Consider the following 18672-nt stretch of genomic DNA (forward strand, 5'->3'; position numbering starts at 1 on the left):
TCGACAGGCCGGTCGGCTATCTTGCTTTGCGCCTCTCGTGCGTCGAACCCTTTTCGTCGTAAACAACGGTAATCGCTCCGGAACGCGTTATGCTTCCGACGATAGGCGCGTTGTAACTTCGACAGACATTCTTCATTTCGGGCAGGGCCAGTTGCAAAGCGTGTGCCATTTCGCTTCCGTTGAAGTCTCCGCGGCTAAAATAGAATTCCCGAACCTTGAAGCGCCTAACCGATTCTCGCTCGAACTCGTTATAGCGATTCCTCTTGTCCTTCGTGAGCACGACCCAAGATCGCTCGGCAGCAAAAGTAAGCCAAGCCTCATCAGCAGCGCCACGCTCAAAGTGATCGCGGTGGCGCACAAATCTTACATTGCCATCCGTCAGGGCTTCCACGATTGGTTTGCAGTTGTCCAGGTTCTCATCCAAGAAGAGGATGAAATCGTCAAGCTGCAACTGCTCTGGTTTCCCATCGGATAGCCTCTTCGATTTGTTTCTCTTCGAGGCCATACTCCTGGGCGAGATCAGGGACCGATTCCCGGGCGTTGAATCGCGACGCGATCACTGACGTCGAAATGCCAGTTCCAGCAATCACAGGCTTGCCGAATCCAATAGAGGGATTAATAACGATGTATTTCGGTTCGTCAGCTCTTCGTTCTCGAACGAACGGATAGAACTTGAACTTGCCTTTGTCGTACTCAATTCGTTGAAGATGAACGCCCACGATCTCCGGGATTGCGAACTGACCACCGCGGGATATGTTCAGGATGCTGTCGATCTCTTTCAAAAGAATGTCCGCCCCGTCTGTGTACAGAGGTTGCTCAACAAGGGGGTGACGAAAGGACGATGTCGCCGAAAGATGCGCCACAGCGCGCCGGATTTTTGGGAGGCGCAGATCGTAGATTGTGCGCATGGCGGCGAGCATGTGACACTCCAACAGATTCATGAAGGATAGGGTCCGAGGATGGCTCCCAGCCGCCCTGATCATGGGTCGAATTTTGTTCTGCCCGAACACCCAGTACTCCAGTGTCTTTATCGGTACGCGCAGATAGAGTGCGGCCTCCGAAAGACCATACATCGGGAGTTCAAGGCCAGCGTCTTTTACAAGGGTATTCATTGCCGTAGTAGAAATGGCGGCCCACCACGTCGCCAACAAGCGGCGGGCACTCCCGAGAAACATCATTCCTGTTACTGAATCTTACATGCGTGGCGAAGGAAAAGCGACCTTGCGCCAACAGGGGGAGTGTAACAAGCGTGATCCATGGTCGAAACTCATGGCTTGACGGCGGAATCCCGATCCGATAGCATTGGTGAACCGACCGACCGGTCGGTTTTTTGGATCTGGACTGACGCAATCTTATACTTACGCACTCGAACTATTCTTCCGCACTCTGAGAGGAGCACCGGTGGTCACTATTTTTTATGAACGCGACGCCAAGCCTGAGGTTTTAAAGGGGAAGACGATCGCCGTTATTGGCTACGGCAGCCAGGGGCATGCGCAGGCGCAGAATTTGCGGGACAGCGGGTTCAAGGTGATCGTGGGGCTCGATCCCGCGCGGAAGTCGGCGGTGCAGGCGCGGGCGGACGGGATGGTGGTTGTTGCCCCGGATGAGGCGGCGAAGCGGGCGGACTGGATCCAGATTCTTACTCCAGATGAGACTCAGGCGGAGACTTATGAGCAGTTCATCAAGCCGTATCTGCATCCGGGGAAGGTGCTGGGGGTATCGCACGGGTTCAGCATTCATTTCAAGACGATCGTTCCGCCGACGGATGTTGATGTGGTGATGATTGCGCCGAAGAGTCCGGGGCACCTGGTGCGGCGGGTTTATACGGAAGGGCGGGGGGTGCCGTCGCTGATTGCGATTCAGCAGGATGCCAGCGGGCACGCGCATGAACTGGCGCTGGCTTATGCGGATGGGATTGGGTCGACGCGGGCGGGCGTGCTGCAAACGTCGTTCAAAGAGGAAACGGAATCCGATTTGTTTGGCGAGCAGTCCGTGCTGTGCGGCGGGCTGACGTCGCTGATCAAGAAGGGATTCGAGACGCTGGTCGAGGCCGGGTACGCGCCGGAGATTGCGTATTTTGAATGCCTGCACGAGGTGAAGTTGATTGTCGATTTGATTTATGAAGGCGGGCTGAGTCGGATGCGCGATTCGATTTCGAACACGGCGGAGTATGGCGATCTGACGCGCGGAGAGCAGGTTGTCGGCGATGCGACGCGGGCGGCGATGAAGAAGACGCTGGCGCAGATTCAGAGTGGGGAGTTTGCGCGGGAGTGGATTGCGGAGAACAAGGCCGGGTGTCCGAACTTCAATGCGCTGCGGGATAAAGAGAAGAAGCATCCGATTGAGATTGTGGGGGAGCAGTTGCGGGGGATGATGAGTTGGCTGCCGGGTAAGAAGGCGGAGACGCCGAAGGACGTGGTCAACGCTTAGGCTTCGTGAGAATTCCTTGCGAGGCCGCGGGTGCTTCTGGCTGACATGGGGTCCTTCGACTGCGGTTGTTCTTTGCGCTTTGCGCAAAGAACAATCCTCGCTCAGGATGACAAACTTTATTTACAGCCCGTAATTACAGCCAGGACTATTTAAATAAGGACTGTTTAGAAAATGAATAAGGGAGCGGAGATCGTTTTGCGGTGCTTGCGCGCTGAAGGGGTGGAGTTGGCGTTTGGGTATCCCGGGGGGGCGATCATGCCTCTTTATGACGCGCTGGAGGGCAGTGGCGTGCGGCATATTCTGACGCGGCATGAGCAGGGGGCGGTGTTTGCGGCGGAGGGGTATGCGCGGGTAACCGGCGAAGTGGGCGTCGCGATGGCGACGAGCGGGCCGGGGGCGACGAATCTGGTGACGGGGATTGCCGACGCGAAGATGGATTCGGTGCCGCTGGTGTGCATTACGGGGCAGGTGCGGAGTGCGTTGATTGGGACGGATGCGTTTCAGGAGACGGACGTTTTCGGCGTGACGTTGTCGTTGACGAAATGGAGCCGGCTAGTGCGGACGATTGACGAGATTCCGGAGGCGATCGCCGAGGGATTTTATTGGGCTCGCAGCGGAAGGCCAGGGCCGGTCGTAATTGATATTCCGACCGATTTGCTGAAGGCGAAGAAAGAGTTTGCCGGGGCGGTGAAGTTTACGCCGCATGCGCGGCCTGCCGACGCGAAGGCCGACGGCGGGTTCACGGACACGATTGTGGCGTTGCTGCAACGGGCGTCGAAGCCGGTGGCGCTGGTGGGGGCGGGGGCGAAACTTTCGGGAGCGATTCGGGCGTTGCGGCAGTTGCTCGATGAGCTGAATGTTCCGACATTTGCGACGGTGCATGGGCTGGGCGCGGTTCCGGCCGATGCTTCCTATTATCTGGGCATGGTCGGCATGCATGGGACGCGGGCGGCTAACACGGCTTTGAACGAGACCGATCTGCTGATGGTATTTGGAGCGCGGCTGGACGATCGCGTGACGGGCGAGCCGACGCGGTTTGCGCCGCACGCGAAGATTGTGCACTTTGAAATCGATCCGGCGCAATTGGACCGGGTGCGTCCGTGTGAAGTGGCGGTGATAGGGAATTTGGCGGAGACGATTCCGGCGTTTCAGGCGGAGTTGCGGCGGCATACTTCATCCCTTCCGGATTTTTCTGATTGGCGCGCGGTGGCTTGCGGGGAGGAACGCGCGGAGTTGGATCCGCGAGGGCTGGCGCAGCCGACGATTCGATTTCTGGACGAACTTTTTTCGCGGCTGCCGCAGGATTCGGTCGTGATTGCCGATGTGGGGCAACATCAGATGTGGGCGGCGCAGCGGTATCGGTCATCGTCGCCGCGCGGGTTTATTACATCCGGCGGATTGGGAGCGATGGGCTTCGCTTTGCCGGCGGCGGTGGGCGCGCAGTTGGCCAAGCCGGAGACTTGCGTGCTGTGCGTCTCGGGCGATGGCGGATTCCAGATGAATATTCAGGAACTGGCGACCGTGCATCGGCTGGGGCTGCCGGTGAAGATGGTAATCATCGACAACAAATATCTGGGCATGGTGCGGCAGTGGCAGCAGCTGTTTTATCAGCGGAATTATGCGGAGACGGATTTGAGCGACAATCCGGATTTTGTGGAGATCGCGAAGGCGTACAAGATACATGGCTTTCGGCTGAATGAAGATGCGATGCGGGAGTTTCCGGTGTCGTTGGAGACTGGCGATCAGATCGATCGCTTCTTGCGATCGCCGGAGCCGGAGTTGCTGGTGTTTGATTGTGCGCCGGAGGCGAATGTGTTTCCGATGGTTCCGGCGGGTGCGGCGTTGTCGGAGATGATGTTGGAAGAGGAACCGGCGCTGTAGAAATCCCCGGAATCGTTCTTGCTCGAAGACGCTCATGATGGGATGGAGATCCTTCGCTCCGCCTGAAAAACGGCTGCGCTCAGGATGACAAGTTAGAAATGGGGAGATAGACACATGCAGACGTTTCACATTCGGTATCGCAATACGCAGGGGACGCTGATGCGGATTTTGAATGCGGCTTCGCGGCGGGCGCTGGATTTGCCGGTGGTGCAGGCGGAGGCGGCGGAAGACGATCACCAGGTCACGCTGGCGCTGGATGTGAATCACAAGCAGGTGGGTCAGCTTTATCGCGAGTGGAATTCGATCGCCGATGTGGTCAAAGTCAGCTCGGGCGCGGCGCGGGCGGCGGAGTGGACGGGGCCGCATCCGCCGGCAGGCGCGGCCATTGATGATTCGCGCGCGGCTGCGGCGCGGGCGTAGGGACGAATTTGTGAGTGGGCAAGCATGACGGCTTCCTGGGCAGCGTCATGCAACTTGGGGGAGCTTGCTGCTAGGCGGGCTCCCCGTTTTTAATGGAAAGTTGCGGTATTGGTGCAGTTTGGCTGGCGCGCGAGGCTGGTTCAGCGGGAGATCCTTCCCCTTCGACTGAGCTCAGGGCTGAAAAACGGCTACGCTCAGGATGACATCGCTATTTAGAAAGCCAAAAGCATTTGAAACCTTGAAACTATGAAACTTTGAAACCTCACTTCTCTGTCCTGTAATCTTCTGACTATGGATCTCAAGCACATTAGCCGCGGAATTACTGAGGGGCGCGACCGGGCGGGGGCGCGCTCGATGTTCAAGGCCGTTGGATACACCGATGCGGATCTGGCGCGTCCGCTGATCGGCGTGGCCAATACGTGGATCGAGACTATGCCGTGCAATTTTCATCTGCGGCGGTTGTCGGCGAAGGTGAAGGAAGGGATTCGCGAGGCGGGCGGCACGCCGATGGAGTTCAACACCATTGCGATTTCCGATGGCGAGACGATGGGGACGGAGGGGATGCGGGCGTCGCTGGTGAGCCGCGAGTTGATTGCGGACTCGATTGAGCTGGTCTGCCGCGGGCAGATGTTTGACGCCGTCGTGTGCGTGGTGGGATGCGACAAGACGATTCCGGCGGCGGCGATGGCGCTGGCGCGCATCAATCTGCCGGGGATGGTTCTTTATGGTGGCACGATCGCACCGGGAAGTTATCGCGGGAAAGACGTCACTATACAGGACGTGTACGAGGCGATCGGCGCAAACATGGCTGGCAAGATGAGCGAGACGGAGCTGCGTGAGTTGGAAAATGCGGCGTGTCCGGGCGCGGGTGCGTGTGGTGGGCAGTACACGGCGAATACGATGTCGACGGTGATGGAAGTGATTGGGCTCTCGCCGATGGGATTCAACAGCGTGCCGGCGATGGATCCGCAGAAGGATCAGGTTTCGTTCGCGTGCGGCAAAGTTGTGATGAACGTGCTGCAAAAGGGAATCAAGCCGCGCGACATTCTGACGCGGGAGGCGTTCGAGAATGCGATCGCGTCGGTCGCGGCTTCGGGCGGATCGACGAATGCGGTGCTGCATCTCCTGGCGATTGCGCGCGAGGCCGGGATCGAGTTGGAGATTGACGATTTTCAGACCGTGAGCGAGCGCACTCCGTTGCTTGCCGATCTGAAACCTTCGGGGCGATTTGTGGCCGCAGATATGCATCGCGCAGGAGGCATTGGTTTGCTGGCGCAGCGGTTGCTGAAGGGAAAGAAGCTGCATGCTTCGCCGATCACCGTTACTGGGCTTTCCGTTGGAGCCGAGGCGGAGAAAGCAACAGAGACTCCAGGGCAGGAAGTGATCGTGCCGTTCGACAAGCCTTTGAAGGCGACGGGCGGGCTCGTGATTCTCAAAGGAAATCTTGCGCCGGAGGGATGCGTGGCGAAGATCAGCGGGCATGAACGGCTGGAGCATCGCGGTCCGGCGCGGGTGTTTGACTGCGAGGAAGATGCCATGGCTGCGGTCACGGCGAAGAAGATTCAGGCCGGCGACGTAGTTGTGATTCGCAATGAGGGTCCGAAGGGCGGTCCGGGGATGCGGGAGATGCTGGGCGTGACAGCCGCGATTGTGGGCGAAGGGCTCGGCGGTTCAGTGGCGCTGCTGACTGATGGACGATTCAGCGGGGCGACGCGCGGGCTAATGGCGGGACATGTTTCTCCGGAGGCAGCGCTGGGCGGGCCGATTTGTGCGGTGCGCGATGGCGACATGATTCGCTTCGACGTTGGAGCGCGTGTGCTGGAGGTTGAGATCAGCGTGGCCGAATTGCGGCAGCGGATGGCGGCGTGGAAGGCACCGGCGCCGCGGTATCCGAAGGGCGTGTTTGCGAAGTATGCGGCGCTGGTTTCGTCGGCGTCGCAGGGGGCGATTACGGGGCCGCGGTAAAAATTCGGACAGAGAAAGGCAATCTCGGCGGCGAGGGCGGGACGCCCTCGCGACAGCCGGCAAGATGCCGGCGCTACGGTTCGGGAAGATTTGAAATGGCAGAGAAGAAAACTTTATTCGAGAAGATTTGGAACGCCCACCTGGTGGCGGAGCCGGCGGGGCGGTCGCCTATTCTTTATATCGATTTGCATCTGGTGCATGAGGTGACTTCGCCGCAGGCTTTTGATGGATTACGAGTTGCTGGAAGAAAGGTGCGGCAGCCGGCGCGGACTGTGGCGACGGTGGATCACAATATTCCGACCGAACCGCGTGGAACTCCGATCACCGATTTGATTGCGGCCAGGCAGATTGCGGCGTTGCAGGCGAACTGCCAGGAGTTCGGCATCCGGCTGTTTGATATGGATTCGCCGGAGCAGGGGATCGTGCATGTGATTGGTCCGGAGTTGGGGCTGACGCAGCCGGGGATGACGATTGTTTGCGGGGACAGCCATACCAGCACGCACGGAGCTTTAGGCTCACTGGCTTTCGGGATTGGGACGTCGGAAGTGGAGCATGTTCTGGCGACACAGTGCCTGGCGCAGCAGACGCCGAAGACGATGAAGATCGACGTGCGCGGCAACCTAGCGGACGGAGTAACGGCGAAAGATCTGGCGCTGGGGATCATTGGGCAGATTGGGACCGATGGTGCGACTGGGCACGTGATCGAATACGCTGGGTCGGCGGTGCGTGCACTCTCGATGGAAGGGCGCATGACGCTATGCAATATGAGCATTGAGGCGGGAGCGCGGGCCGGGATGGTGGCGCCGGATGAGACGACCTTCGCGTATGTGAAGGGGAAGCGATTCGCTCCGCGAAATGGGGAGTGGGAAAAGGCCGTCGAATACTGGCATAGTTTGCCGACCGATGAAGGCGCAACTTTCGATAAAGTGGTGGAGATCGATGGGGCGCAGCTTTGTCCGTTTGTGACCTGGGGGACCAATCCCGGGATGGTTGCGCCGGTGACGGGGCGGGTGCCGGACGTGGGGGAATTGGCGGATTCCGAACGGCGGGCTTCGGAATTGGCTTTGCAGTATATGGGGCTGGAACCGGGGCGGCGGATTGCGGATATTGAAATTGACCGGGTGTTTATTGGGTCGTGCACGAATTCTCGGATTGAAGATTTGCGGGCGGCAGCGCGCGTGGCGCGAGGACATCATGTCAGCTCGAAAGTGCGGGCAATGGTGGTGCCGGGATCGCAGGCGGTGAAGCGGACGGCGGAGCAGGAAGGGCTGGATCGGGTTTTTCTCGACGCGGGATTTGAGTGGCGGGAGTCGGGATGCTCGATGTGCCTGGGAATGAATCCGGATATTTTACAGCCGGGGGAACGTTGCGCTTCGACCAGCAACCGGAATTTTGAGGGGCGGCAGGGGCGCGGAGGACGGACGCATCTGGTGAGTCCGATGATGGCGGCGGCGGCGGCGATTGCTGGGCATTTTACGGATATTCGGGAGTGGAAGTTTCGGTGAGGATTTGATTCGTGCTCGAGGCGGGTGTCGGAGCCATTGAGATCCCTCGCTTCGCCTGAAGAACGGCTCCGCTCGGCATGACAACCTCAATGCAACAACGACAATGATTGGGAAATCAAAATGAAGGTATTCACTGTGCATCGCGGGCGCGTGGCGCCGCTGGATCGAGTCAATGTGGACACGGACCAGATCATCCCGAAGCAGTTTTTGAAAAGGATTGAACGGACGGGCTTTGGACAGTTTTTGTTTTACGACTGGCGGTTCGACGCCGATGGCAAGAAGAACGCCGAGTTTGTGCTCGACGATCCGCGCTACGAAGGCGCGAGCATTCTGGTGGCGGGGAAGAATTTCGGGTGCGGGTCGTCGCGCGAGCATGCGGTGTGGGCGCTGGCCGACTTCGGATTCCGGGCGGTGATCTCGTCGTCGTTCGCGGATATTTTCGCCAACAACAGCGCGAAGAATGGATTCCTGGCGGTGCGGGTGGGTGAAGATGAAGTTGCGCAGGTGATGCGGCGGGCGCAGGAGATCGACGACTATCAGATCACGATTGATCTGGAGCAGTGCGAAGTGAGCGACGATAAAGGATTTTGCGCGAAGTTTGCCATCGACGAGTTTGTCCGCCATTGCCTGTTGAACGGGCTCGACGATATTGGGCTCACGCAACAGCATGAAGCGGAGATTGCTGCGTATGAAGCGGGGCATCCGACGCCGGCGGGGCTGAGGTCGTGATTGGCCGTCGTATTACGGGCGTCTCATCAAAGCTCGCCTAAGGCCAAACCGGTCGCGAAAGTTAAGAGCGAAAGTTAAAAGTTGAGAGCGAAAGTTAAAAGAAAGTCATAGCCGGTAAAGATTTGTAAAACCTTCGCCACGGCCTTGACCTCCCGCGGGGCTGCGGTTGATGCTGGTAAGGCGTGCTTTGACGCGGGCAACCGCGTTTCTGGTTCCTACCTCAGCCGACCTATTTTGAGCCAAGCTTCCTCGGTCAACCCCAGGGGCCTCTGGCAGAGAGATTTCCAGTGTGCCGGGGGTAGACTAGCGCAACCGATCTACAATGCTAACGTCTAATACTGCATCCCGGCCAGTGCCAGAAGAGCGGCGGGCAATCCTTTAGAAACACCCTTTGAATATGAATGATCTCTTAGATCGCAAGCGGACTGCCACCAAACGGCGCGTAACCGGAATCTGGGACGCACGCGTTCCTACGATTCTCATCCTGGCGGCAGTTTGCGCTTTTTTCGTTGGCTGTAGCAGCGGCGCGGACCCGAAACAGCAGAAGGCGCAGGCGGCCGGTCCGCACGCCGTCTCGGTGGCGACTGCGCCGGTGCAGCAGAAGGACGTGCCCGTCTACCTGTCGGGGCTGGGAGCGGTGACGGCGTTCAATACCGCCAACATCAAGAGCCGCGTCGACGGGCAGATCATGAAGGTGAATTTCCAGGAGGGGCAAACCGTCAAAGAAGGAGACTTGTTAATCGAGATCGATCCTCGTCCCTACCAGGCGTCGCTGGATCAGATGCAGGCGCAGTTGTTTCGCGACCAGGCGCAACTGCGCGACGCCAAGCTGAATCTGGAGCGTTATACGACGCTGATTCCCTCGGGCAGCATCGCGCAGCAGCAGGTGGATACACAGAAGGCGCTGGTGGACCAACTGGACGGCACGGTGCGGACGGATCAGGCGCAGATTGAAACCGCGAAATTGAATATCGTTTATTGCCACATCACGGCGCCATTCACGGGGCGAGTAGGACTGCGGCAAGTGGATCCGGGAAATATTATTCACGCGACCGACACGAATCCGATGCTGATCCTGACGCAGTTGCAGCCGATTGCCGTGATCTTCACGTTGCCAGAGGACGTGCTCTCGAATGTGTCGAAGAAGATGCATCAGGGAACACTTGAGGTGGATGCGTTCAGCCGCGACGATCAGACCAAGCTGGCCACGGGCAAGTTGTTGACCATCGACAATGAGATCGATCCGACGACGGGCACGGCGAAACTGAAGGCAGTGTTTGACAACAAAGACAACCAGCTCTGGCCGAATCAGTTTGTGAATGCAGATCTGCTTCTCGAGACGCGAAAGAAAAGCACCGTGGTGCCCACGGCTGCGATTCTACGGGGGCCGCAGGGGACATTTGTTTACACGGTGAATCCCGATAAGACAGTGCAGGATAAAGCCGTGACCATATCGCTGACACAGGGCGATACGACGGTGATTACCGAGGGAGTCAATCCCGGCGACATGGTGGTGACCGACGGGCAGGACAAACTGCAACGAGGCAGCAAGATCGAGATGCGGGGTGCGACTCCGAGCGCGCGGCTGAGCGGCGGGCGGGGCGTATCGCCGATTATGCCCCCGACCGTATTTTCGGGCAACAGCGACGAACACGGGGACGCGGAGGAAGGGTCGGAGGTGGGCGCGCCGGATTCAGAAACTCCTTCCAATCATCATGCGGCCGGTCATGGCGACGATCGGCCGGCTACGGGTTCGGCTTCAGGTAGTTCAGGTTCATGAGTCCTTCACGGATATTCATTCTCCGGCCGGTTGCGACGACGCTGCTCATGCTGGGCGTGCTGCTGATCGGCTGGGTTGCGTTCCTTCAGTTGCCGGTGTCGGCTCTGCCCGAGGTCGACTATCCAACCATTCAGGTGGTCACGTTTTATCCGGGGGCCGATCCCGACGTGATGGCGTCGTCGGTGACGTCTCCGCTGGAGCGTCAGTTCGGCCAGGTGCCGGGGCTGAGCCAGATGACCTCGACCAGTTCGTTTGGCAGTTCGGTAATTACGCTGCAATTCGGCCTCGATCAGAACATCGACGTGGAAGAGCAGCAGGTGCAGGCCGCAATCAACTCCGGCTCGACGTATTTGCCGGCGGACCTGCCGAATCCTCCCATCTATAACAAGGTAAATCCTGCCGACGCGCCGATTCTGACGCTGGCGCTGACCTCGGATTCGCTGCCACTATCGAAAGTGGAAGATCTTGCGGACACGTCGCTGGCGCAAAAGATTTCGCAGTTGCCAGGCGTGGGATTGGTTTCGATCAGTGGCGGGCAGAAACCGGCAGTGCGCATTCAGGCGAATCCGACGGCGTTGGCTTCTTATGGTTTGAGCCTGGAAGACCTGCGGGCGGCGCTGGCCCAGGCCAACGTGGATCAAGCCAAGGGCGTGATCGATGGAGCGCGGCAATCGTACACGATTGGGGCCAACGATCAGCTTTTCTCCAGCGGGCAGTACAAGCCCATTGTGATTGCGTATCACAACGGGGCGCCGGTGCGGGTGAGCGATGTCGCGAACGTGATTGACGGGACCGAGAACGTCCGCCTGGCGGCATGGATGAATCTGATGCCGGCGGTCATTGTGAACATCCAGCGCCAGCCGGGCGCCAACATCATCAGCGTGGTGGACCGGATCAAGAAACTCCTGCCCCAGTTGCAGGCGTCGCTGCCGCTGGCGGTCAAAGTGGAGATTCTTACCGACCGGACGAGCACGATTCGGGCTTCCGTCAAAGATGTCGAATTTGAATTGATGCTGTCGATCGGCCTGGTGGTATTGGTGGTGTTCCTATTTCTGAGGAACCTGGCTGCGACATTGATTCCCAGCGTGGCCGTACCGCTATCGCTGATCGGCACGTTCGGCGTGATGTATTTGCTGGGCTACAGCCTGAACAATCTGACGCTGATGGCGCTGACGATCTCCACGGGTTTCGTGGTGGATGACGCCATTGTGATGATCGAAAACATCGACCGCTATCTCGAAGCGGGAGACTCGCCGCTGGATGCGGCGTTGAAGGGCGCGGGGCAGATTGGCTTTACCATCGTTTCGCTGACGGTTTCGCTGATCGCGGTGCTGATTCCGCTGCTGTTCATGGGCGACATTGTGGGTCGGCTGTTCCGCGAGTTTGCGGTGACGCTGGCGGTGACGATTCTGGTTTCGGCGGGAGTTTCGCTGAGCCTGACGCCGATGATGTGCGCCAAGCTGCTGAAACATCGCAAGGAGGGCGAAAAGGGACGCTTCTACGAGGTTACCGAGGATTACTACAACCGCATCATCGCGTTTTACGGGCGCACCGTGAAATTTGTGCTGAAACATCAGACGGCCACTCTGCTGGTTACGGTGGGGACTCTGGCACTGACGTTGTTCTTATATGTCATCGTTCCGAAGGGATTTTTTCCGGTACAGGACACGGGTGTAATTCTGGGAGTTTCGGAAGCTCCCGACTACATTTCGTTCGACGCCATGGCGCAACGCCAGCAGGAACTGGCCAAAGTGATTTTGCAGGACAAAGCGGTCGACAGCCTGTCGTCGTTCATTGGCGTGGATGGCACGAATACCACGCCGAACGAGGGCCGTATCCAGATCAATCTGAAACCGCGGGACGAGCGCGCGGACGACGCCTCGGCGATCATTCGTAGACTGCAACCGCAACTGGAGAAGGTGGACGGCATCACTCTCTACATGCAACCGGTGCAGGATCTCACGGTGGAAGACCGCGTAAGCCGGACCCAATTTCAATATTCGATTGAAGATGCCGACGCGCAGGAACTGGCGCAGTGGACGCCGAAGCTGGTGGCCAAACTGCAAACCTTGCCGGCTTTGCGCGATGTGGCGACGGACCAGCTCAACAATGGGCTCAAGACGAACGTCACGATCGACCGGGACACGGCATCGCGGCTGGGAATTTTCCCGCAAGCCATCGACAACACTTTGTATGACGCCTTCGGGCAGCGGCAAGTCTCGACCATGTTCACGCAGTTGAATCAGTATCACGTGATCCTGGAAGTGCTGCCGAATTTCGCGCAGAGTCCGGATAATTTGAAGGACATTTATATCCGGCCGAGCACGGTCACCGCCAACACGGGCGCGCCGAGCGCCAACGGCGCGAGCGTGGCCACCAGCGGCGCTCCGGTGCCGATCTCGACCTTTACCCACATGCAGCGGACCAGCGCCTCGCTGGCCAACAACCACCAGGGGCAGTTTCCGGTGGTGACGCTGTCGTTCAACCTGGCGCCGGGGGCCTCACTGGGCGATGCCACCAAGCAGATTCAGCAGGCGGAGAAAGACATTCAGTTGCCGCCAAGTATTCACGCCGCCTTTCAGGGGACGGCGGCGGCATTTCAAAACTCGCTGGCGTCGGAACCCTATCTGATTCTGGCCGCGGTCATCACGGTTTACATTGTGCTCGGCGTTTTGTATGAGAGCTACATTCACCCGATCACGATTCTTTCGACGTTGCCATCGGCGGGCGTGGGCGCGATTCTGGCGCTGATGATTACCGGAAACGATTTAACCGTGGTGGCGCTGATTGGCATTATTCTGCTGATCGGAATCGTGAAGAAGAACGCCATCATGATGATCGACTTCGCGCTGGAGGCGGAACGGGTCGAGCATAAGGCGCCAGAGGAAGCGATTTTTCAGGCTTGCCTGTTGCGCTTCCGTCCGATCATGATGACGACCATGGCGGCGCTGCTGGGCGGCTTGCCGCTGGCGTTGGGCTCGGGGACGGGCGCAGAACTGCGACGGCCGCTGGGCATAACCATTGTCGGCGGACTGCTGCTCAGTCAATTGCTTACGCTGTATACGACGCCGGTGGTTTATCTGTGGTTTGACCGGGTCGCGCAGAGACTGTCGCGGTACAGAATCGGAAACCCGATTCCCCAGGAGCCTATGTCGGCAGACTAGAGCGAACCCTTTGGAGGCAAGACAAGCAGGTTTCTCGACTTCGCAAAATGGCGCGACAAACGCGCCCTGTTGCTACGCTCGAAATGACAAGTGTGGGGGAGCAGACCTTCCCCGGATGTGCTGAGAAGAAAATGAGTATTTCGGCTCCCTTCATTCGGCGCCCGATTGGCACGTCGCTGCTGGCGGCGGCGCTGTTGCTGTCGGGAATTCTCGCCTTCAATTTTCTTCCGGTGGCTTCCCTGCCGAAAATGGACTTCCCGGTGATCAGTGTGGGAGCGTCGCTGCCGGGTGCGGACCCGCAGACGATGGCGTCGGCCGTCGCCACGCCGTTGGAACGCCAGTTCGGCCGGATTGCGGCGGTGAATCAGATGACTTCCTCGAGCCAACTGGGAAGCACCGGAATCGCGATGCAATTCGATCTGAACCGGAACATCGACGCTGCGGCTCGCGACGTACAGGCGTCCATCAATGCGGCGCGCAGCCAGCTTCCATCGAACCTGCCGAGCAATCCGACTTACCGCAAAGTAAATCCGGCGGACTCGCCCATTCTTCTGCTGGCTTTGACTTCGGACACGCAGACGGTGCCGCAAATGTACGACGCCGCCGACTCGATCCTGTCACAAAAGCTGGCGCAGGTGAACGGAGTGGGGCAAGTTTTTGTGTGGGGAGCGTCGCAGCCGGCGGTGCGCGCAGAGGTCAATCCAACCCTTCTCAACAAGCTTGGGGTTGGGCTCGACACGGTTCGAAACGCTCTCAATGCCGCGAACGCCAACGCTCCCAAGGGCCAGGTTTCCAACGGCACGACGTCTTCCTCCTTCACCGATACGGACCAACTGTTCACCGCGGACCAGTACCGCCCGCTGATCATGTCTTACAACAATGGAGCGCCGGTGCGACTCGGGGATGTGGCGCAGGTTGAGGACTCGGTGGCGGACGTGCGAAACCTTGCCTTGATCAACGGCAAACCGGGCATCATCATACCTGTGTTCCGGCAGCCAGGCGCCAACATCATCGACACGGTGGACCGGGTGCGGGCATTGATGCCCTATCTGCAATCCTCGATCTCGCCGGCACTCAAACTTTCGATTGCGAGCGACCGAACGATCACGGTGCGAGCCTCGGTAAAGGAAATCGAGCGGACCCTGCTGATTTCGATACTGCTCGTGATTTTGGTCGTATTCGTGTTTCTGCGTACGATACGCTCGACGATCATTCCAAGCATCTCCGTGCCGCTTTCGCTGGTGGGCACCTTCGGCGGGATGTATCTGCTGGGCTACAGCCTGGATAATCTGTCGCTGATGGCGCTGGCGATTTCGACCGGATTCGTGGTGGATGACGCGATCGTGGTGCTGGAGAACATCACACGTTACATCGAGCGCGGCATGGACGTTGTGCAAGCAACGTTCAAAGGGGCGGCGGAGATCGGATTCACGGTGGTCTCGATGAGCACGTCGCTGGTGGCCGTGTTCATTCCGCTGCTGATGATGGGCGGAATTGTAGGACGGCTGTTCCGCGAGTTCGCGGTGACGCTAAGCATGGCCATTGGAGTTTCGCTGGTGGTTTCGCTAACCACCACGCCGACTATGTGTGCGAAGTTCCTGCGGCCATCGAAGTCGGAAAAACACAACGTCTTTTACCGCGCCGGCGAGTGGTTTTTCGACGGGCTTCTGCGAGTCTATTCCCATGCCCTGAGGTGGGTGCTGGCGCACCAGCCGCTAACCGGGGTGGTAACGGTCGGAGTAGCCGTGCTGAGCATTTACCTTTACACCAAGGTGCCCACAGGATTCTTTCCGCAGCAGGACACCGGCCGCATTCAGGGCACGCTGATCGGAGCGCAGGACATTTCGTTCCAGTCCATGAGCGACAAGGTCAAGCGCTACTCCGGCATTGTGCTGAAAGATCCCGCAGTCGACACGATGGCTGGTTTTACGGGTGGGGGGTCCGCTCTGAACCAGGGCCGGTTTTTCATATCGCTGAAACCGCTGGAGCAGCGCGGCCCATGCCATAAGCAACATTTCTGGGAAGCCTGCCACTACGTGACTGCCGACGATGTAATCAATCGCCTGCGCGGTAAACTGGCGGTGGTGCCGGGGGCAACACTAATCTTGCAGTCGCAACAGGAGCTCAGCATTGGCGGACGTTGGGGTAACGCACAGTATCAATACACTCTACAGAGTGCGAACCTCGACGACCTGAACAACTGGGCGCCGCGCTTGCTGCTGAAACTCAAGACCCTGCCGGAACTGCGCGACCAGAATTCAGACCAGCAGGATAAAGGATTGCAGGCTAAGCTGGTGATTGACCGCGACACCGCCAGCCGGCTGGGCATCAACGCTGCAACTCTGGACAATGCGCTCTACGATGCATTCGGACAACGGCAGGTTTCGACCATGTACCGGCCGCTGAATCAGTATCACGTTGTCATGGAGGTTGCACCGCAATTCCAGCAGACTCCCGAGGCGCTGCAGAATATCTATTTGCGGTCGACGGCTGGGACGCCGGTTCCGCTGGCGGCGTTTACACATTACGAGCCGTCGAATACGCCCCTGGCGGTGAATCATCAGGGTCAGCTGCCTTCAGTTACCATCTCGTTCAATCTGGCGCCGGGGATTTCTCTCGGGCAAGCGACGGATGCCATTGAGCAAGCGGAACGCACGATCGGCTTTCCGCCGAGCATCCAAGCTAGTTTTCAAGGAACGGCGGCGGCATTCCAGGATTCGCGCTCCAATATGCTGATCCTGATCCTCACCGCACTGGGCGCCGTCTACATTGTGCTGGGCATGCTTTACGAGAGCTATATTCATCCCATTACGATCCTGTCGACGATACCGTCTGCGGGCGTAGGTGCGCTGCTGGCGCTGCTCTTGACGCATAACGAGCTCAACGTGATTGGCATGATCGGCATCATCCTGCTGATTGGGCTGGTGAAGAAGAACGCCATCATGATGATCGATGTAGCGCTCGATGTGGAGCGCTCGCAGGGAAAAAAACCAGTGGAGGCGATTTATGACGCCTGCATTTTGCGTTTCCGACCGATCATGATGACGACGATGGCAGCGCTGCTGGGCGGGCTGCCGCTGGCTCTGGGCACTGGCACCGGCTCGGAACTGCATCGCCCTTTGGGAATCACGATTGTCGGGGGATTGGCGGTGAGTCAACTGTTGACGTTGTTCACCACGCCGGTGGTTTATGTGTATCTGGACCGGCTCAGATTGGCCTTGCGGGGGGGCAAGGAGAACTTGAGGCCGGAAGCGTCGACGCATGGCGATGTGCATCCCAGTCCGGCGGTTTGAGAGGTGTAGCAGCGGACCCATTCGTCCGCTCGGCGCAGTTGCGGATGGCCCCGGACGAATGCGTCCGGGGCTACGCGTTCGTCCGGGGCTACGGATGCGTCCGGGGCTATGCGTTTAAGCTTCTTCACCCGAAGGAGCAAGTCGATTACACTTGCAGGTTTGTGCAACCTGTATGCGGAAATCATGCATCCCAGCAGCAAAAGAACGCATGCCTGCTGCGCTGGAGACGGCTTGTCCCGTATGATAGGTGTTCAACATAGGTGTTCGACATAGATGTTCACACTCGAGTCAACCTGGTTGAGACTATTGCACCGTCCCGGTGAATGACGGGAGCCGGCGATTTCCCAATTTTCGTTTCGACAAATTTTCCTCAGGAGTCACGGATGCTAAAGAAAGCGGCGGCTGTGCTTGCGATTTGCGCAAGCATGGCCACATGGGTAGGATGTGCTTCGACCAGCAGTCATTACCTGTATGCTTCTTCCCCCACGGCGAATCAGATTTTCGCTTATCGTGAGGATCCGAATGCGGGTGTGCTCACACAGTTAGCGGGAAGTCCCATAAGCGCGGGGCAGTCCGTGTCAGCGCTCGCGATGCATCCCTCGGGAAAATTCCTGTATGCCGTGAATTCAGGCGAGGACGATGTGTCGGTGTACGCAATTTCAGCCAGCGGCGCTTTGACGGAAGCGGCGGGACGCACGCCGGTAGGCACGGCTCCGACGCTGCTGGCCCTGGACGGCGCGAACGGGTTTCTTTACGTAGGCAATTCCGGCTCCTTCAGCATTTCCGTTTTTTCCATCAATTCGAGCACAGGCCTTCTGACCGCCGTGGGCAATCCTTTTCCGATTGGCCTGGTTCCGATTAACATGAAACTGTCGCCTTCGGGCGGAGTTCTCTATGTCGCGGGCGGTGGGAACCCGGGGATCATTGAAGCCTTCGGCCTGAGCCAAGGTGTGCCGTGCACGGTGGGATCAGCTTGTTACGTGCCGAATTCGCCGTTCTATACAGGAAATAGCCCCTACGGAATGGCGGTCTCGGCAAGCGGTGGGTTTCTCTACACTGCCAATAAGGTGGACGCTTCTATTTCGGAATTCGCAATCAACTCCGATGGATCGCTCACTGAAATTTCGGGTTCTCCGATCGGAGAGACTTACGGAGGTCCGATTTCACTTCTCATCGATAAGTCGGGAACGTATCTGTACGTAGCCAATCAGGGATCGACGAACCTTGGAGGCTATTCGATCGGCGCCGATGGCACCATCACCCTGCTGACAACTTCGCCGTTTGGTACGGGGGCGAGTCCGAGTGTATTGGCCACCGACCCAGGCGGGAAATTCCTGTTTGTCGGTAGCGGCTCGTCAATTCAATCGTTTAGTCTCGATACCAGCGACGGAGTGCTGACTTCGGTGGAAACCTATTCGGTGACGAGTCCGAATTCCATTGCGATTACGCCTTAGTCAGGAGGCGGCATTCTTGGCTTCAGCTTTCGATTTAACATGCGGGTGACA

12 protein-coding genes are annotated in these 18672 nt (G+C 58.5%); 11 read left to right on the forward strand and 1 reads right to left on the reverse strand.

Annotated features, from left to right (window positions below):
• The first annotated feature begins 37 nt into the window (after positions 1 to 37).
• Positions 38 to 475 (forward strand): hypothetical protein, encoded by a 438-nt coding sequence (locus VGM18_01630; protein HEY3971670.1) that lies wholly within the window; start codon positions 38 to 40, stop codon positions 473 to 475.
• Here the strand turns inward: VGM18_01630 and VGM18_01635 are convergent.
• Positions 441 to 920, reverse strand: coding sequence for a DUF433 domain-containing protein (locus VGM18_01635; GenBank protein ID HEY3971671.1), 480 nt, complete (start codon positions 918 to 920; stop codon positions 441 to 443). The genes VGM18_01630 and VGM18_01635 overlap by 35 nt on opposite strands.
• A 481-nt stretch (positions 921 to 1401) precedes the next feature.
• On the opposite strand from VGM18_01635, the gene ilvC reads away from it, so the two are divergent.
• The 10 genes from ilvC (at position 1402) to VGM18_01685 (ending at position 18621) form a co-directional block, all read left to right on the forward strand.
• Positions 1402 to 2430, forward strand: coding sequence for a ketol-acid reductoisomerase (ilvC, locus tag VGM18_01640; protein HEY3971672.1), 1029 nt, complete (start codon positions 1402 to 1404; stop codon positions 2428 to 2430).
• A gap of 171 nt (positions 2431 to 2601) precedes the next feature.
• Complete coding sequence (ilvB, locus tag VGM18_01645) at positions 2602 to 4311, forward strand: biosynthetic-type acetolactate synthase large subunit (GenBank protein ID HEY3971673.1); 1710 nt, start codon at positions 2602 to 2604, stop codon at positions 4309 to 4311.
• A gap of 114 nt (positions 4312 to 4425) precedes the next feature.
• Positions 4426 to 4731: a hypothetical protein gene (locus VGM18_01650; GenBank protein HEY3971674.1), complete on the forward strand. Its 306-nt coding sequence runs from the start codon at positions 4426 to 4428 to the stop codon at positions 4729 to 4731.
• Positions 4732 to 5022: 291 nt separating this feature from the next.
• Positions 5023 to 6696: a dihydroxy-acid dehydratase gene (ilvD, locus tag VGM18_01655; GenBank protein ID HEY3971675.1), complete on the forward strand. Its 1674-nt coding sequence runs from the start codon at positions 5023 to 5025 to the stop codon at positions 6694 to 6696.
• A 95-nt stretch (positions 6697 to 6791) separates the two neighbouring features.
• Positions 6792 to 8201, forward strand: a complete 1410-nt coding sequence (gene leuC / locus VGM18_01660; protein HEY3971676.1) for a 3-isopropylmalate dehydratase large subunit — start codon at positions 6792 to 6794, stop codon at positions 8199 to 8201.
• A 120-nt stretch (positions 8202 to 8321) separates the two neighbouring features.
• Positions 8322 to 8930: a 3-isopropylmalate dehydratase small subunit gene (gene leuD, locus VGM18_01665; protein ID HEY3971677.1), complete on the forward strand. Its 609-nt coding sequence runs from the start codon at positions 8322 to 8324 to the stop codon at positions 8928 to 8930.
• A gap of 397 nt (positions 8931 to 9327) precedes the next feature.
• The gene (locus VGM18_01670; protein HEY3971678.1) at positions 9328 to 10710 is read left to right on the forward strand and encodes an MdtA/MuxA family multidrug efflux RND transporter periplasmic adaptor subunit; all 1383 of its coding nucleotides are present in this window, start codon (positions 9328 to 9330) and stop codon (positions 10708 to 10710) included.
• Entirely contained in the window at positions 10707 to 13874 is a 3168-nt protein-coding gene (locus VGM18_01675; protein HEY3971679.1) for a multidrug efflux RND transporter permease subunit, read from the forward strand. The genes VGM18_01670 and VGM18_01675 overlap by 4 nt, the downstream gene beginning before the upstream one ends.
• Before the next feature lie 131 nt (positions 13875 to 14005).
• Positions 14006 to 17167, forward strand: a complete 3162-nt coding sequence (locus tag VGM18_01680) for a multidrug efflux RND transporter permease subunit (protein HEY3971680.1) — start codon at positions 14006 to 14008, stop codon at positions 17165 to 17167.
• Positions 17168 to 17550: 383 nt separating this feature from the next.
• The gene (locus tag VGM18_01685) at positions 17551 to 18621 is read left to right on the forward strand and encodes a beta-propeller fold lactonase family protein (protein ID HEY3971681.1); all 1071 of its coding nucleotides are present in this window, start codon (positions 17551 to 17553) and stop codon (positions 18619 to 18621) included.
• Positions 18622 to 18672 lie beyond the last annotated feature (51 nt).

It is taken from the genome of Candidatus Sulfotelmatobacter sp. (assembly GCA_036500765.1).
In the GTDB taxonomy this organism is placed as follows: domain Bacteria; phylum Acidobacteriota; class Terriglobia; order Terriglobales; family Acidobacteriaceae; genus Sulfotelmatobacter.

Bases quoted from the DNA above. Each gene is read 5' to 3' on its own strand.
- VGM18_01635 (HEY3971671.1), bottom strand. From the start codon at position 920: ATGCTCGCCGCCATGCGCACAATCTACGATCTGCGCCTCCCAAAAATC.
- ilvB (HEY3971673.1), top strand. From the start codon at position 2,602: ATGAATAAGGGAGCGGAGATCGTTTTGCGGTGCTTGCGCGCTGAAGGG.
- VGM18_01650 (HEY3971674.1), top strand. From the start codon at position 4,426: ATGCAGACGTTTCACATTCGGTATCGCAATACGCAGGGGACGCTGATG.
- ilvD (HEY3971675.1), top strand. From the start codon at position 5,023: ATGGATCTCAAGCACATTAGCCGCGGAATTACTGAGGGGCGCGACCGG.
- leuC (HEY3971676.1), top strand. From the start codon at position 6,792: ATGGCAGAGAAGAAAACTTTATTCGAGAAGATTTGGAACGCCCACCTG.
- leuD (HEY3971677.1), top strand. From the start codon at position 8,322: ATGAAGGTATTCACTGTGCATCGCGGGCGCGTGGCGCCGCTGGATCGA.
- VGM18_01670 (HEY3971678.1), top strand. From the start codon at position 9,328: ATGAATGATCTCTTAGATCGCAAGCGGACTGCCACCAAACGGCGCGTA.
- VGM18_01675 (HEY3971679.1), top strand. From the start codon at position 10,707: ATGAGTCCTTCACGGATATTCATTCTCCGGCCGGTTGCGACGACGCTG.
- VGM18_01680 (HEY3971680.1), top strand. From the start codon at position 14,006: ATGAGTATTTCGGCTCCCTTCATTCGGCGCCCGATTGGCACGTCGCTG.
- VGM18_01685 (HEY3971681.1), top strand. From the start codon at position 17,551: ATGCTAAAGAAAGCGGCGGCTGTGCTTGCGATTTGCGCAAGCATGGCC.